This window comes from Candidatus Pelagibacter bacterium nBUS_30, from assembly GCF_051201245.1.
Lineage (GTDB): Bacteria > Pseudomonadota > Alphaproteobacteria > Pelagibacterales > Pelagibacteraceae > Pelagibacter.
On the sequence record NZ_CP172842.1, the window covers coordinates 52,654 to 67,038 of the forward strand.

Annotated in this window: 19 protein-coding genes; 7 read left to right on the plus strand and 12 right to left on the minus strand. The window is 27.1% G+C overall.

Annotation, left to right across the window (positions count from 1 at the left end):
• Positions 1-4: 4 nt before the first annotated feature.
• Positions 5-265, plus strand: a complete 261-nt coding sequence (locus tag ACIJYE_RS00235) for a BolA/IbaG family iron-sulfur metabolism protein (RefSeq protein WP_435090368.1) — start codon at positions 5-7, stop codon at positions 263-265.
• Here the strand turns inward: ACIJYE_RS00235 and aroB are convergent.
• Both aroB and ACIJYE_RS00245 read right to left on the minus strand, forming a co-directional pair.
• The gene (gene aroB, locus ACIJYE_RS00240; protein WP_435090370.1) at positions 254-1,360 is read right to left on the minus strand and encodes a 3-dehydroquinate synthase; all 1,107 of its coding nucleotides are present in this window, start codon (positions 1,358-1,360) and stop codon (positions 254-256) included. The two genes, ACIJYE_RS00235 and aroB, sit on opposite strands and share 12 nt — an antisense overlap.
• The gene (locus ACIJYE_RS00245; RefSeq protein WP_435090372.1) at positions 1,347-1,859 is read right to left on the minus strand and encodes a shikimate kinase; all 513 of its coding nucleotides are present in this window, start codon (positions 1,857-1,859) and stop codon (positions 1,347-1,349) included. The genes aroB and ACIJYE_RS00245 overlap by 14 nt, the downstream gene beginning before the upstream one ends.
• A 57-nt stretch (positions 1,860-1,916) precedes the next feature.
• Between ACIJYE_RS00245 and ACIJYE_RS00250 the strand changes: the two genes are divergently transcribed.
• Genes ACIJYE_RS00250 through truA form a run of 5 tightly spaced genes read left to right on the plus strand, consistent with a single transcriptional unit; the run spans position 1,917 to position 6,049 of the window.
• Positions 1,917-2,099: a hypothetical protein gene (locus tag ACIJYE_RS00250; protein ID WP_435090373.1), complete on the plus strand. Its 183-nt coding sequence runs from the start codon at positions 1,917-1,919 to the stop codon at positions 2,097-2,099.
• A complete protein-coding gene (locus tag ACIJYE_RS00255; protein ID WP_435090374.1) occupies positions 2,074-3,837 on the plus strand; it encodes a hypothetical protein in 1,764 nt (587 codons plus the stop codon). Before ACIJYE_RS00250 ends, ACIJYE_RS00255 begins: the two co-directional genes overlap by 26 nt.
• Before the next feature lie 25 nt (positions 3,838-3,862).
• A complete protein-coding gene (gene def / locus ACIJYE_RS00260; RefSeq protein WP_435090375.1) occupies positions 3,863-4,381 on the plus strand; it encodes a peptide deformylase in 519 nt (172 codons plus the stop codon).
• Between the two features lie 3 nt (positions 4,382-4,384).
• Complete coding sequence (gene fmt, locus ACIJYE_RS00265; RefSeq protein WP_435090376.1) at positions 4,385-5,308, plus strand: methionyl-tRNA formyltransferase; 924 nt, start codon at positions 4,385-4,387, stop codon at positions 5,306-5,308.
• Entirely contained in the window at positions 5,309-6,049 is a 741-nt protein-coding gene (gene truA, locus ACIJYE_RS00270) for a tRNA pseudouridine(38-40) synthase TruA (RefSeq protein ID WP_435090378.1), read from the plus strand. It begins immediately after the preceding gene.
• On the opposite strand, the gene ACIJYE_RS00275 is transcribed toward truA, so the two are convergent.
• The 10 genes from ACIJYE_RS00275 to rpmH are packed head-to-tail and all read right to left on the minus strand — an operon-like array spanning position 6,029 to position 13,444.
• Positions 6,029-6,520, minus strand: a complete 492-nt coding sequence (locus ACIJYE_RS00275) for an SET domain-containing protein (RefSeq protein WP_435090379.1) — start codon at positions 6,518-6,520, stop codon at positions 6,029-6,031. The two genes, truA and ACIJYE_RS00275, sit on opposite strands and share 21 nt — an antisense overlap.
• A gap of 29 nt (positions 6,521-6,549) precedes the next feature.
• Entirely contained in the window at positions 6,550-7,482 is a 933-nt protein-coding gene (locus ACIJYE_RS00280) for a histone deacetylase family protein (protein WP_435090380.1), read from the minus strand.
• Complete coding sequence (dapE, locus tag ACIJYE_RS00285; protein WP_435090381.1) at positions 7,482-8,636, minus strand: succinyl-diaminopimelate desuccinylase; 1,155 nt, start codon at positions 8,634-8,636, stop codon at positions 7,482-7,484. The genes ACIJYE_RS00280 and dapE overlap by 1 nt, the downstream gene beginning before the upstream one ends.
• A gap of 7 nt (positions 8,637-8,643) precedes the next feature.
• Entirely contained in the window at positions 8,644-9,474 is an 831-nt protein-coding gene (gene dapD / locus ACIJYE_RS00290; RefSeq protein WP_435090383.1) for a 2,3,4,5-tetrahydropyridine-2,6-dicarboxylate N-succinyltransferase, read from the minus strand.
• A 22-nt stretch (positions 9,475-9,496) separates the two neighbouring features.
• Positions 9,497-10,168 (minus strand): pyrimidine 5'-nucleotidase, encoded by a 672-nt coding sequence (locus ACIJYE_RS00295; protein WP_435090384.1) that lies wholly within the window; start codon positions 10,166-10,168, stop codon positions 9,497-9,499.
• On the minus strand, positions 10,165-11,031 hold the full coding sequence (argB, locus tag ACIJYE_RS00300) for an acetylglutamate kinase (protein WP_435090386.1): 867 nt from the start codon (positions 11,029-11,031) through the stop codon (positions 10,165-10,167). Before argB ends, ACIJYE_RS00295 begins: the two co-directional genes overlap by 4 nt.
• Complete coding sequence (gene yidC, locus ACIJYE_RS00305) at positions 11,031-12,707, minus strand: membrane protein insertase YidC (protein ID WP_435090388.1); 1,677 nt, start codon at positions 12,705-12,707, stop codon at positions 11,031-11,033. The genes argB and yidC overlap by 1 nt, the downstream gene beginning before the upstream one ends.
• A complete protein-coding gene (yidD, locus tag ACIJYE_RS00310) occupies positions 12,707-12,958 on the minus strand; it encodes a membrane protein insertion efficiency factor YidD (RefSeq protein WP_435090390.1) in 252 nt (83 codons plus the stop codon). The genes yidC and yidD overlap by 1 nt, the downstream gene beginning before the upstream one ends.
• Positions 12,958-13,299 carry a ribonuclease P protein component gene (rnpA, locus tag ACIJYE_RS00315; protein WP_435090392.1) on the minus strand — a complete coding sequence of 114 codons (342 nt, stop codon included), beginning with the start codon at positions 13,297-13,299 and terminating at the stop codon, positions 12,958-12,960. Before rnpA ends, yidD begins: the two co-directional genes overlap by 1 nt.
• 4 nt (positions 13,300-13,303) lie before the next feature.
• On the minus strand, positions 13,304-13,444 hold the full coding sequence (rpmH, locus tag ACIJYE_RS00320) for a 50S ribosomal protein L34 (protein WP_008545591.1): 141 nt from the start codon (positions 13,442-13,444) through the stop codon (positions 13,304-13,306).
• Between the two features lie 91 nt (positions 13,445-13,535).
• Between rpmH and ACIJYE_RS00325 the strand changes: the two genes are divergently transcribed.
• Positions 13,536-14,258, plus strand: a complete 723-nt coding sequence (locus ACIJYE_RS00325; RefSeq protein ID WP_435090393.1) for a TVP38/TMEM64 family protein — start codon at positions 13,536-13,538, stop codon at positions 14,256-14,258.
• The last annotated feature ends 127 nt before the right edge of the window (positions 14,259-14,385 follow it).

Below are 14,385 nucleotides of genomic sequence, written 5' to 3' on the forward strand. Positions count from 1 at the left end.
ACTTATGGATATAAATGAGCTAATTGCAATTGTAAAAAAAAAACTACACAATCAAATAAATATTGAAAGCATCAATATTGAAGACAAATCTTTTCTTCATAAAAATCATCAAGGTAATGAAGAAGGAAAATTTCATTTAAAAATTACTTTAAAATCTATTGATCTAAAAAAAATGTCTAAAATAGAAAGCACTAAAAAAATTTATAAAACTTTAGATAAAGAGTTAAAAGAATTCATCCACTCAATACAAATTTTAATTGCTTAATTCTTTTTTTAAAAAAAGGCTTAAGTTTTTTTTATCATATTCTCTATTGATGATTGGGGAACCAATTTTTTTTAATAAAACTAAGTTAATTTTATCTGAATAATTTTTTTTATCTTTAAGCATAAAAGACATAATTTTTTTTAAATCTTGGGTTTTAAAGAATTTTTTTATATTAAATGGTAATTTAGAGTTGGTAATATGATTATTAATTAAATAATATTCATCTTTTTTTAATAAATTATTGTTTAAACTAAAACTTAATGCTGTTTTCATGCCAAGAATTACAGCCTCACCATGGTTAAGTTTTTTTGTATAACCCAAAGAAGCTTCATAGGCATGAGCAAAAGTATGACCAAAGTTTAAAATTTTTCTTAAATTTTTTTCTTTTTCATCTTTTTCAACAATATTTTTTTTAATTTTACAGCTTTCAAAAATAGCTTTTTCAATAAATGGTGATTTAAGATAAATAATTTTTTTATAATTTTTATTTAAAAAATTGAAAAACTTTTTATTGGCAATAAGAGAATGTTTTAAAATTTCACCATAGCCACAAATTACTTCTCTATTAGGTAGTGTCTTTAAAAATTGAATATCAGAAATAACTAAATTTGGTTGATAAAAACTGCCGATTAAATTTTTTCCATATTTAGTATTTACACCAGTTTTCCCTCCAATAGATGAGTCTACCTGAGATAAAAGAGTAGTTGGTACATTAATAAATTTTAATCCCCTTTTAAATAAACTAGCTGCAAATCCACTTATGTCTCCAGTAATTCCACCACCTACTGAAATTAAACAATCTTCTCTTGAAAAATTTTTATTAAGCAAAATATCTAAAATTTTATTTACGTTATTTATATTCTTATTAATTTCACTAGCTTTAAAAAAGTGAATATAAATTTTCTTTCTATTTAATGATTTTTTTATTTGAGAAATAGTTTTCTTAGAAATATTTTTATCGATAATTACAAGGCATTTTTTAAAATTAATTGAATTACCTTTGATTATTTTTGAAATATTAAACATTAGATTGGATCCAATCATGATTGAATATTTTTGAGTTTTTGTATTTATCTCTAATTTAATAGGTTTCATAAATTTCTAAAATTCTCTTAACTATTTGATTTTTTGATAAATTATCACACTTAATTTCATATAAAGCTTTTGAATAGACGTTAGTTCGGTTTTTTATTAAATCAATCAATTCATTATCTGATGAATTAAAGGCCAAAGGCCTTTTTTTGCTATTTTTGATTCTATTTAATAATATCTCATCATTCCAATTTAACCAAAAAGATAAGTGATTTTTTAAAATATTTTTTCTTATCTCTTTATTTGTAAAAGCGCCACCACCAAGGGCTATTACAGAAGAATTAGATTTTAATTTCCTTAAAGTAATTTTTTTTTCAATTTTTCTAAAATAATTTTCTCCCTTAGTTTCAAATATTTTTTTAATAGATATACCCAACTCTTTTTCAATTTCTTTATCCACATCTATGAAATCAACTTTTAATTTTTTTGCAATTAGTAGGCCAATAGAGCTCTTTCCAGATCCCATCATTCCTAAAAAAACAAGATTTTCTTTTGATTTCATAAGTTTCTTTATTGAAAAAACACAAATATGTCTTAATTTGAAATTAACTAAAGTTATATGCAATTTAATAAAAATACAAGTTCAGGTAAATTTAACATTATTGGAGCAGTTGTTAAATCTATTGTAGGGTTAGCAGTTATTCTTGGAATTGTTTTTTTTCTCAATAAAATTGATTTTCCAGCCCCAAAAAAAGAAATAGAAAAAATTATCTCAAATGAAAATTTTAAGATTGTTAAATAAGAAGTATTTATCAGTTATAATTATTTATTTATTATCATCCCTCTCTTTAATTGCTGAAGATAAGCCAATAGATATTTGGAATATAGATAAAAAAGAAACAGAAGACGTTATCGAGAAAGAATCATCAACTGAAAAATTAGAAGTAATTTCTGAGAATAGTGTTTATGATATGCAGTCAGATAAAAAAAAAAATCAGATAAAACTAGATCAAGAATTAATATCTAAAAAGATTACAATTGCTGGACTATATGATCCTGGTGATTATGGCCTAGATATTAACATGTGGGCAAATTCTGATGGTCTAAAATTAAAAAGTCTTTTTAAAAATATAGATAAGTATGAACTTTCAAAAGATGCATCTGAGATACTCAATATTTCAATGCTGACAAATGCTTACTATCCAAATCAAAATATTACAGAACAAGAATTCTTAAAAATAAAATCAAATTGGCTAATTAAAGATTCTAACTTTGAATTAATAGAAGAGTATCTTCTTAAAAATCAAATTATTAACTTACATCCTGAATTAATGAAATATCTTGTTGATAGATATTTGTCTCAATCAGATATCAAAAAATCATGTGAAATTTTCTCTAAAATTATAAAACCTATTGAAAATGAATATCTATCAAAATTTAATTTATATTGCTTAATTAACTATGGCAAAAATGAGGAAGCTCAATTAATTTTAGACTTAAAAAAAGAATTAGGTTTCAAAGACGATTATTTTGAAAACAAAATTAATTATTTATTTGGTTATTTAGATGAAGTTAATAATGAGGTATCTGAAAATTCTGTTTTAGATTTTCATTTAGCTCATAGAACAAATCCTGAATTTGCATTTGAACCCACAAAAGAAACTCCAAAATTAATTTGGAAATACCTATCAGCATCTAATTTGTTGTATAATATACAGGATATTGAAATTACAGATATAGACAAAATATCAACAATTGAAAAAGCTACACATGATAAAAATTACTCAGAAAAGGAGTTATTTGAATTTTATAAACGATTTCAGTTTAATATTAATCAATTACTAAATACCGAAGAAGTATATAAATCTTTATCATCTATAGAAGGAAGAGCTTTGGTATACCAAAGATTACTTCTAACAGAAGAACCTAAGTTAAAGTTAAAATTAATTAAAACTTTAAAGAATATATTTGAAGCAGATGATATTGGTAATGCATTTGACGAAGAATTAAAAAAGTTTTTAAATCAAATTAATGAAGAAGAAGTTCCTTCCAATTTTACAACTTTTTATAATAATTATAGTAAAACTGATAAAATTATTGATAAAAAAATTAAGTATAACAATAAAATTTTACATCAATCTAAATTAGTAAACTATTTTAATGGAGATTATGCAAAATCTAAAATTGAGGAAGAATTAAATAAGTTTTTAAAAAAAATAAAAAAAGATAAAAAATATTTTTTATCTAAAAAAGACATAATTTTTATTGAAGCACTTAAATCAGATGGAATTAAGATTTCAAAAAAATATGATAATCTTTATGAAATTAATAAATCAGAAATGCCAGCTGATATTCAATTAATGATCGATAACAATGAAATAGGTGCTGCATTATTAAGGGTTATTGAAGTGATTGGCCCTGAAAAAATAGAGGATATTGATGATGATACGGTTTATTTTATAATCAATACATTAAACCAATTAAATGTTGATTTAATTAGAAACAAACTTTTATTAAAAGTTCTTCCTTTAAAAGTATAAAAATTATAATAAAATAATCTCATTAATGACTGTTAAAACTATCATAACTGAACCTAACAAATTGCTTAGACAAATTTCAAAGCCTGTTGAAAATGTTGGTAGTGAAGAACAAAAATTAATGGATGACATGCTTGAAACCATGTATGCGGCACCTGGGATAGGTCTTGCTGCAATTCAGATTGGCGTTCCAAAAAGAATTATAGTGATGGATATTTGTAAAGAAGAGGGAAAAAAAGAACCTCGATATTTTGTAAATCCAGTGATCAAAAATAAAGATACATTAAAAGCAACTTATGAAGAAGGTTGTTTGTCTGTGCCTGATCAATTTGCAGAAATTGATAGACCTAGTAAATGTGAAGTTGAATATCTTGATTACAACGGAGAAAAACAGTTATTAAAAGCAGACGGATTACTTGCAACCTGTATTCAACATGAAATGGATCACTTAGAGGGCATCCTGTTTATTGATTATCTTTCAAAATTAAAAAGATCTATGATTATTAAAAAATTATCAAAATTAAAATCAAATACTACAGTACTTTAATTGATGGCAAAAAAAATTGTTTTTATGGGTACACCCATGTTTGCTGTTCCTATTTTAAAATCTTTATATCAAAATGGCTATCCAATATCAGATGTATATACTCAGCCTCCACAAAAATCTCAGAGAGGTCAAAAAATTAATAAATCACCAATTCAAGGTATCTCTGAAACTTTAAATTTAGAATTCAGAACACCAAAATATTTAAAAGATAACAATGAAGAATATGAGTATTTCAAAAGTATAAATGCTGATCTTGCAATTGTAGTTGCGTATGGTCAAATAATTCCAAGAGAGTTTTTAAACTTAACTAAAAAAGGATTTATAAATATTCATGCTTCTTTACTTCCTAAATGGAGAGGAGCAGCTCCTATACAAAGATCTATAATGAATCTTGATAAAGAAACAGGGGTTAGTATCATGAAAATATCTGAACAATTAGATACAGGCCCAGTATGCAATACTTATAAAATAGATTTAGATAATAATTTAAATGCGAGTGATGTTGCTGATAAATTATCCTTAATAGCTGCTGAAAAAATATTAGATAATATTGACAATATATATGAGGATAAAGCAAAATTTATTGATCAAGATCACTCAAAAGCAACATATGCATCTAAAATCCAAAAAGCTGAAGGTGAAATTAATTGGAATGATAGTGCACAAAAAATAAATGGTAAAATAAATGGTTTGTACCCTGTGCCAGGTGCTTTTTTTATACATAAAGGGGAAAGATACAAAATTTTAAAAGGAGAAATTGCTTATGGAGCTGGAAATCCAGGTGAGGTTGTTTCAGATTATTTGGAAATTGCCTGCGGAGACAAGCAATCAATTAAAATTAAAGAAATTCAAAGACAGGGAAAAAAACCTCAAAATATTGGTGAATTTATGCTCGGCTCACAAATAAAAAAAGGGATTGTAATATAAATGGCTCGATATCAGTTACTTATTGAGTATGTGGGTACAAATTTTAGAGGGTGGCAAATTCAAAAAAAAGGCTCAACTATTCAAGGACTTATTCAAGAAAAACTTACAAAACTTTTAAAAGAAAAAATAATTTTAAATGGTTCGGGCAGAACAGACACGGGTGTTCACGCAATTGCACAATCTGCTCACTTTGACTGTATAAATAATATAATAGATTTAACAAAATTTTTGAAATCGATTAATCATTTCTTAAATGATAAAAACATTGCAATAACTAAAATAAAAAAAAGAAGCAATAAATTTCACTCAAGGTATTCAGCAAAGCAACGAATTTATAAATACATCATATTTAACCAAATCAGTGAGCCTGTGATTGAAAAAAATAGAGGGTGGCATGTAAGGAAACGGTTAGATTTAGAATTAATTAAAAAAGGTGCAAAAAAATTAATTGGAACAAATGATTATTCAACTTTTAGATCATCAAGTTGTCACGCTAAAAGTCCGATTAAAACTATTAAATCTATCAAAATTAGATCTTTAAAAAATAAAATTGAAATAGAATTTAAATCACAATCTTTTTTACAACAACAGGTGAGATCTATGGTGGGTTGTTTGAAATATTTAGGTGAAAAAAAATGGGATTTAAAAACCTTTAATAAAGCTTTTAGATCAAAAAAAAGAATATTGTGTGCACCACCTGCACCACCAGAAGGACTTTTTCTAGCAAAAGTTATTTATTAGTTTTTTCTTATTGCTCATTGAAAATTTTTTATTTATTCGCCATCTAGACTCTGCTCTTACAATGTACCCACAACAATTTTTTGATTTACATTTGCAAGGAAATTGTTTGTAATTTTCATCATAACCAAATCCATAATCACAAGTAAATTCTTCACCTTTTTTTATATCCTTGATGGCTTTAACCCAAATTTTGAGTCCTTTGCCATCATAATCACAGTTATTATTGCATGAATGATTAATAAGACCTGCTGTATTCCAAGGAAAGTCTCCATCAAGATCATATCTTTTGTTTATAGTAAATAAATAAATTGGTTTTCCATTATCATATTTATCTGACTCTTCAGTTTGTTTTTTTGTAATTAATTTTCCAATATAATCTATTATTTTTGTTCCTTCTTTGATGTCTCTTGTAGCATAAAGTCCTCTACCTTTTTTATCAATTACAGATTTATTAATTTTGTACATTTTCATAAAGTTTTTATTTAGAGAGTTATTTAGAATTAGCAATCAAATTCTATTAAAGCATCGACATGACGTTTGGAGCTGTCCTGTAATGCTTTAAGATCATATCCACCTTCAAGAATAGAAACAACATTTCCATTACAAAATGATTTAGAAAGCGCTAATGTTCTTTTGGTTATCGTATAAAAATCCTCCGAACCTAGTCTAAGTTGTGCCAAAGGATCATCAATATGTGCATCAAAACCTGCAGAAAACAATAAAAATTCAGGTTTAAATTCTTTTAATTTTTTCAAAACATGTTCGTATGCATTTAGATATTCTTCAGCAGTTGTGCCAGCTTCAAGTGGAATATTAAAAATATTATTATACTTACCTTTTTCTTGTTCTGATCCTGATCCAGGATAATAAGGGTATTGATGTGTTGAAATATATAACACTTTTTCATTATCATAGAAAATATCTTGTGTTCCATTTCCATGATGAACATCAAAATCAATAATAGCAACTTTACTATACTTATATTTTTCAATTAGATAATTAGCCCCAACAGCAACATTGTTATATATACAAAATCCCATTGCTTTATCTTTTTCTGCATGATGTCCTGGTGGTCTTACAGCACAAAACGCATTTTTAAATTTTTTCTGTTGAACACCATCGATTGCTGTGATTATAGATCCTACAGCATCTTTTGTTGCTTCTTTACTTCCAGGTGAGACAACTGTGTCTCCATCAAGAAAAGCTAAACCACTTTCTGGAAATGATTTACTTACTAAACCTATATATTCAGAAGAATGTGTATTAACCAAAAAAGATTGATCAAATTTAACTGGTTTTTTCCAAATTAATTCTTTGTTATCAATTTTTTTAAAGTTATCAATAATAGCTGTAACTCTATCAATTTTTTCTGGATGCCCATCACCTGTATTATGATTTTGATAAGTATTAGAGGTAACTAGACCAGTTTTCACTAAAAATAATTTTGTAAAATATTTGAATAAATCAATGTAAGTTTTTTTAAATCAGACAGTGAAACAGCTTCATCTACTTTGTGCATTGTTTTACCAACCAAACCAAATTCTAAACAAGGAGCTATTTTTCTAATAAATCTTGCATCAGAAGTACCTCCAGTTGTTGAGAGCTGAGGTTTAATTTTTGTAATTTTTTTAATGATATCTCTGATCATAAAAGTCGTATTATTTGGTTTTGTAAGAAATGCTTCTCCAGAGACACTGTAATTAATTTTATATTTTGATTTATTTTTATTACATATTCTTTTTATTATTTTATCAATTTTCTTTTTTATAGAACTTGAACTGTGTTTATTATTAAATCTAATGTTAAAAGTTGCATTTGCTAATCCTGGTATTACGTTGTCTGCAGAATTATTAATGTTTATCTTGGTAACTTCTAGATTTGTTGGTTGAAAATCTCTTGTACCATTATCAAATTTAATTTCTTTCAATTCCTTTAATATTTGCACAATAGCTGTGGATGGATTATTTGCTCTTTGGGGATAAGCTACATGGCCCTGAACACCTATAATTGAAAGTCTTCCAGTCATACTTCCTCTTCGCCCAATTTTAATCATTTCACCTAATTTATTAGGGTTAGTAGGTTCACCTACTAAGCAAAAATCTATCTTTTCTTTTTTCTTTTTTAAATATTCAACTACTTTTTTAGTTCCATTAATTGCAACTCCTTCTTCATCACCAGTGATTAAAAGACTAATAGAGCCATTAAATTTCCTTTTATTTGCAACGAAATTACTCACTGCTGAAACAAATGCAGCAATTGAACTTTTCATATCATTCGCACCTCTTCCAATTAAGTATCCTTTTTTAACAGAGGGTTTAAATGGGTTTACTGTCCAATCTTTTAAATTTCCTGCTGGAACAACATCTAAGTGACCTGCATAACAGAAATTTGGACTTTGATTGCCAAGTCTTGCATAAAGATTTTTTACTGACTTGCTGTCTTTCTCTTTAAATTCTAAAATTTTAGTTTTAAAGCCTAGAGTTTTAAGTTTTTTTTCTAAAAATTTCATAATACCAGCATCAACAGGTGTTACTGTTGGAAATTTAATCAGCTCCTTAGCTAATTGAAGTTCATTAATAGTATTCATTAAAAATTTATTCTCTTAGTAGATCGTTAACAGAAGTTTTAGATCTTGTTTTCTCATCTACCTGTTTAATTATTACCGCACAATATAGTGAGGGTGCAGACGCATTATTTTTGTCAGGTAACGATCCAGGAACAACTACAGAATAAGGAGGAATTTTTCCATATGTAATTTCTCCAGTTTTTCTATTCACTATTTTGGTTGATTGTCCAATATACATTCCCATACTTAAAACAGATCCTTCTCCAACAGTTACTCCTTCAACAACCTCTGACATTGCTCCAATAAAACAGTTGTCCTCAATAATAGTTGGTAATGCTTGAGCAGGCTCTAATACTCCACCAATTCCACTTCCAGCAGAGATATGACAATTTTTACCTATTTGGCAACAACTACCAGCACGACTAAAAGTATCCATCATGGTGCCTTCATCAATATAAGCACCAATATTAACGTAGCATGGCATCAGTACTGCATTTTTTCCAACAAATGATCCTTTTCTAACTGGAGAGTTTGGTACCATTCTAAATCCAGCTTTTTCGTGATCTTCTTTAGTCCAACCGGCAGTTTTTCCCTTTAACAAATGTGCTTTGTCGTACCAACTGCTATATGGACCATTTAAATTTTCCATTGGGTATATTCTAAAACTAAGCATAATAGCTTTTTTAATATGCTGATGAGTGACCCACTCATCATTAATTTTTTCTGCAACCCTTACTTTACCACTATCTAAATCATCAATCATTTGATTGATGGTATCTTTTAAACTTTGGTCAGAATCTTGGTTAACATTATCTTTATTTTCCCATGCTTCATTTATAATTTTTTCAATATCATTCATATTTCTTTTTTAGATAGTTAATTTAATTATTCTTTAATATATTAATTTCTTGTAAAAAAGAAGGCAAGTTCTTAATCTTGTAATCAATATATGGTTTGTCAGAGTCTTTTTTTGCAAATACTTCTTCATTTTCCAACCAACAAGTTTTCATTCCTAAATTTTTAGCTTGTTCTAAATTATGTGCAATATCCTCAATTAAAATTGATTGATTTGGATCTAGATCAAATTTTTCGATAAGTTTTTGATATGGATCTAAGTGAGGTTTAGGGACATAATTTGCATCTGTAATATCAAAGGCACCATCAAATAATCCATCAATACCAAGTTGTTTTGTAACATTTTCAACATGGGCATGCGATCCATTGGTAAAAATAATTTTTTTTTCTTTTATTTTTATAAGTTCTTCTTTTAAAATCTCATCTTTTGGTAACCAGCTAATATCAATATCGTGAACAAATTCTAAAAATTCTTGTGGATCTATATTGTCATGATTCATTAAACCTGAAAGTGTTGTTCCATATTCATAAAAATATTTTTTTTGAATTTCTTTTGCTTTTACAAGATCAACATTAAATTTTTTAGAGATGAAAGAGGACATTTTTTTGTCTACTTCAGAAAAAACCTGAGTTTGACCACTATAAAGAGTATTATCAAGATCAAATATCCAGTATTTTATATCGGCTAAATCTTTCATTGTCTAATTAGGGTTCCTGATCCTTTGTCAGATAATAACTCAAAAAGTATGGAGTGGTTTTTTCTACCATCAATTATGACAACACCTTTTACTCCATTACTCGCAACATCTAAACAATTGTTAATTTTAGGTATCATACCTCCTGTAATTGTTTCATTTTCTATTAAATCGTTGATGGAGCTTGAATTAATTTCAGGGATCAGTTTTTTGTTATTATCTAAAACTCCCTCAACATCACTCATAATAATTAATCTTCTTGCTTGAATTTTTTTTGCAATCGAACCTGCTGCTGTATCCGCATTAATATTGTAAGTTTGATTATTATCATCTAAGCCTAGAGGAGCAATCACTGGTACTTTTTTATTATTAACAATTTTATCAATTATAGTTCTATCAATATTAGTAGGTGCTCCAACAAAACCTAGCTCATCAGTTTCTTTGATTGCACTAATTATATTGTTATTTTTAGAATTAATAGTTTCACTATTGCAAGATTGTTTTTTTAAAGCTTCGACTATTTCTTGATTAAATTCTATCAATACTTGTTCAACTACGTCAATAGTTTCTTTACCTGTTACTCTAAGACCTTTAATAAATTCACTTTTGATTCCTAATTCATTTAACTTATTGCTTATTCTTTTGCCTCCGCCATGAACAACTATTGGAATAAAACCTAACTTATTAAGTGTTGCAATATTTTTTATAAAAATATTAAATAAATTTTGATCAACCAAAACACTTCCACCACATTTAATAACTATGTATTCATCGTTATATTTTTCCAGATATCTTTTTACTTCATCAATTGAAGGACCATCTGATGGTAGGATTTTATTTAATTCTTCTTCTTTGATTTCCAACATTAAGTTGCTGTTTTAACTGTAGTTCGTTTCATAATAAAAACTTGTTGAGCCATAGTTAAAATATTATTAACAGTCCAGTAGATTACTAGTCCTGCGGGGAATGGAGCTAATATAACTGTAAGGAATAATGGAAAGAACATAAATATTTTTGCCTGCATTGGATCTGTTGGGGCAGGGTTTAATTTTTGTTGAATAAACATAGAAACACCCATTGCAATTGGCCAAGCACCAATCATTAAAAATGAAGGTACATCATATGGCAACAATCCAAATAAGTTAAAAAGTGACGTTGGGTCTCTTTCAGATAAATCTTGTATCCACCCAAAAAATGGCATTTGTCTCATTTCAATAGTTACAAATAAAACTTTATATAACGCAAAAAATACTGGAATTTGCACAAGTATTGGCAAACATCCTGACATCGGATTTACCTTTTCTTTTTTATAAAGAGCCATCATTTCTTGCTGTAACTTCATTTTATCGTCTTTGTGAAGATCTTTTAGTCTTGCCATTTCCGGCTGAAGAGCCTTCATCTTTGCCATACTTTTAAATGAGAAGTTTGCAAGTGGGAAGAATGCCAATCGAATACAAAATGTTATTGCAATAATTGCAAGACCATAGTTACCTAATAATTTAAAGAAATAATCTATTCCATGAAATAGTGGTTTAGTAATAAAGTAGAGAAATCCCCAATCGATTGCTAAATCAAATTTATCAATATTTAAAGACTCCGCATACCCATCGATTATTTCTACTCTTTTGGCAGCTACTATGACCTGCATTTTATCCTCAATACTTGAGTTTTTTCCTAGTTCTAAAGGTTCTGTAGATACAAAGTTTGCTCTAAATTTATTTTTATAATCAAATGTTGTCTTAAATTCTTTTCCACTTGGTGGGATTAAAGATGTTATCCAATATTTGTCACCTATACCCAACCAACCTTTTTGTGCAGTTTTAGAAAACTTTTTCTCTTGGATATCGTCGTAATCTTCCTCAATAAGTTCATCATCTAAATCTGCAATCAGACCCTCATGTAAAATATAAAAATTAGAAATTTCAGGAATTTTATTTCTTATAATTTGTCCATACGAATAAAAATCGTATGATTTATCTGATAAATTTTTTACACTTTGTTTAATAGTAAATAAAAATTTATCATCTAGAGAGATTTCTTTTTGAAATATTAAACCTTGGTTATTGGTCCATGATAATTTAACAGGAGATTGGTCTGTTAATTTATTGTTTCCTAATACCGACCAAATAGTTTCAGCTGTTGGAATATCAATATTTCTATCAGTAGTAATAAAACCACTTTCAATTAAATATCCATTTGTAGCATTTCTTGGAGCTAAAAGTTTTATTTTCTCCTTATTATCTAGACTGATATTATATTCTTTAAAAGTTAAATCATCGATTGCAGCACCTTTTAACGATATAGATCCAGCTATACTTTGATTTTCAAATTGAATTCTTTTACTTTGACTTAAAGCTTCTTCTCTTGAAATTTCTGCTACATTTTCTTTTTGTTCTATACTTGGTGTATCAGCATTTTGCTCAGTTTTATTTTTTTCAGCTAAATTTTCTTTTGTAATTGGAGGTGGGGCAAAAAATAAACTGTATAGAATGATAACAGCCGCTGACAAAGATATTGCTGCTATAACGTTTCTAGTTTCCATTATTTTTTTATTTTCATTTCTTTTTTAATTGGATCAAAACCTTCACCACCTCCTAAAAATTTTATAGGATGACATGATAAAATTCTTTTGATACTCATAAAACTTCCTTTGGCTAAACCAAATTTTTTTAAAGCTTCAACACTATATTCAGAACAAGTTGGCAAATATCTACACGATTGACCAAGCAATGGACTAATAAGAAATTTATAACCTTCAATGAATTTGACCAAAATATTTGTAAATATGTTCATTATCTAATTTTATCTAAATCCTGAAATAGAGTTTCTTTTATATTTTTGTATTCATTGTTTAGCATAGTTGACTTAGCAATAACAAGATATGAATAGTCAAATTTAACTGTTACTTTTTTAACTGCCTCATTAACTATATTTCTCAATCTACGTTTAATTTTATTTCTTTTAACAGCATTTCCAATTTTCTTTTTAGTCACAAAGCTTATGTTAAGTTTTTTATTATCTTTATTGATTAGTTTGCCAAAAAAAATTGTAACATATTTGTTGGATAGTTTTTTTTGCTTAAGTAAATTTTTGAATTCTTCGTTTTTTGAAAGAGCAAGTATTTTGCTTTTCATTTATCTAGACCGATACAGTTAACGATTTTCTTCCTCTTGCTCGTCTTCTAGCTAAAAGTTTTTGACCACCTTTGGTTTTCATTTTTGACCTAAAGCCATGTTTTCTAGCTCTTTTAACATTGGATGGTTGATATGTTCGCTTCATAAATGTGATTAAATTTATTAATTTTTCGCCCTTTATAGTAATTAAATATATAAATAGCAAATAGAAGATTTTGCAATTAGCATTGTATTTAATGGAAAAAACCAAAAAAATTAAAACATTTGCAGGGTTATTTTACTTAATAGTTGTTTGCTTGTTTTTGTACTTTTTTTTTTCAAAATTTAGCTTTCAAGAAATAACTAGCTATGAATTTATTAAAAATAATAGAAATTATTTTTTTGAATTAAAACAATCAAATCCAATTTTATTTGCAGGTTTGTTTATCATGTTCTGTATAGTTTGGACCTTAGCAGGTGGCTTTGGCAGTCCAATAATACTATTTGCTGGTTTTGTATTTGGAAGTTGGGTTGGAACTTTACTTTTAATTATAGGAATGACTATTGGCGCAACAGGACTTTATATTTTTGCAAATTATTTTTTAAAAGAATTAATAAGAGAAAAATTTTTAAATAAGTTTAAAAATCTTGAATTTAAATTTAAAAAATCAGAATTTTTATATTTATTAATTTATAGATTTGTAGGAGGTATTCCATTTGCAATATCAAATGTATTACCGTGTATATTTAATGTAAAAACTTATAATTTTTTTTTAGCAACTTTAATTGGAATGATTCCTCAATTATTTGTTGTAACTTCAATTGCAAGTGGATTGGAAAAAATTATTGACCAAAATCTTGAAGCTCCAGGTGTAATAGATGTAATTACTACTCCAAATATTTATATCCCATTAATTATATTTTTGGGATTGGTTGTTCTTACAATTATTGTTAGAAGAATATTTTATAAAAATAATTAAATTTGGTGCTCCCATCCTGTACTGACCAGGAAATTAGTCATTACCAATGACTTGATATACCATTTATCTATAGGAGCTTTTGATCAAAATATTAATAAATGATAATAGAGCATTTTTTTCAAAATAT

Coding starts and splice junctions, on each gene's coding strand:
- ACIJYE_RS00250 (WP_435090373.1), top strand. CDS start 1,917: ATGCAATTTAATAAAAATACAAGTTCAGGTAAATTTAACATTATTGGA.
- rpmH (WP_008545591.1), bottom strand. CDS start 13,444: ATGAAGCGAACATATCAACCATCCAATGTTAAAAGAGCTAGAAAACAT.
- ACIJYE_RS00275 (WP_435090379.1), bottom strand. CDS start 6,520: ATGAAAATGTACAAAATTAATAAATCTGTAATTGATAAAAAAGGTAGA.
- rnpA (WP_435090392.1), bottom strand. CDS start 13,299: ATGAAAAGCAAAATACTTGCTCTTTCAAAAAACGAAGAATTCAAAAAT.
- yidC (WP_435090388.1), bottom strand. CDS start 12,707: ATGGAAACTAGAAACGTTATAGCAGCAATATCTTTGTCAGCGGCTGTT.
- ACIJYE_RS00235 (WP_435090368.1), top strand. CDS start 5: ATGGATATAAATGAGCTAATTGCAATTGTAAAAAAAAAACTACACAAT.
- dapD (WP_435090383.1), bottom strand. CDS start 9,474: ATGAATGATATTGAAAAAATTATAAATGAAGCATGGGAAAATAAAGAT.
- dapE (WP_435090381.1), bottom strand. CDS start 8,636: ATGAATACTATTAATGAACTTCAATTAGCTAAGGAGCTGATTAAATTT.
- def (WP_435090375.1), top strand. CDS start 3,863: ATGACTGTTAAAACTATCATAACTGAACCTAACAAATTGCTTAGACAA.
- ACIJYE_RS00325 (WP_435090393.1), top strand. CDS start 13,536: ATGGAAAAAACCAAAAAAATTAAAACATTTGCAGGGTTATTTTACTTA.
- yidD (WP_435090390.1), bottom strand. CDS start 12,958: ATGAACATATTTACAAATATTTTGGTCAAATTCATTGAAGGTTATAAA.
- fmt (WP_435090376.1), top strand. CDS start 4,385: ATGGCAAAAAAAATTGTTTTTATGGGTACACCCATGTTTGCTGTTCCT.
- ACIJYE_RS00255 (WP_435090374.1), top strand. CDS start 2,074: ATGAAAATTTTAAGATTGTTAAATAAGAAGTATTTATCAGTTATAATT.
- truA (WP_435090378.1), top strand. CDS start 5,309: ATGGCTCGATATCAGTTACTTATTGAGTATGTGGGTACAAATTTTAGA.
- ACIJYE_RS00295 (WP_435090384.1), bottom strand. CDS start 10,168: ATGAAAGATTTAGCCGATATAAAATACTGGATATTTGATCTTGATAAT.
- ACIJYE_RS00245 (WP_435090372.1), bottom strand. CDS start 1,859: ATGAAATCAAAAGAAAATCTTGTTTTTTTAGGAATGATGGGATCTGGA.
- aroB (WP_435090370.1), bottom strand. CDS start 1,360: ATGAAACCTATTAAATTAGAGATAAATACAAAAACTCAAAAATATTCA.
- argB (WP_435090386.1), bottom strand. CDS start 11,031: ATGTTGGAAATCAAAGAAGAAGAATTAAATAAAATCCTACCATCAGAT.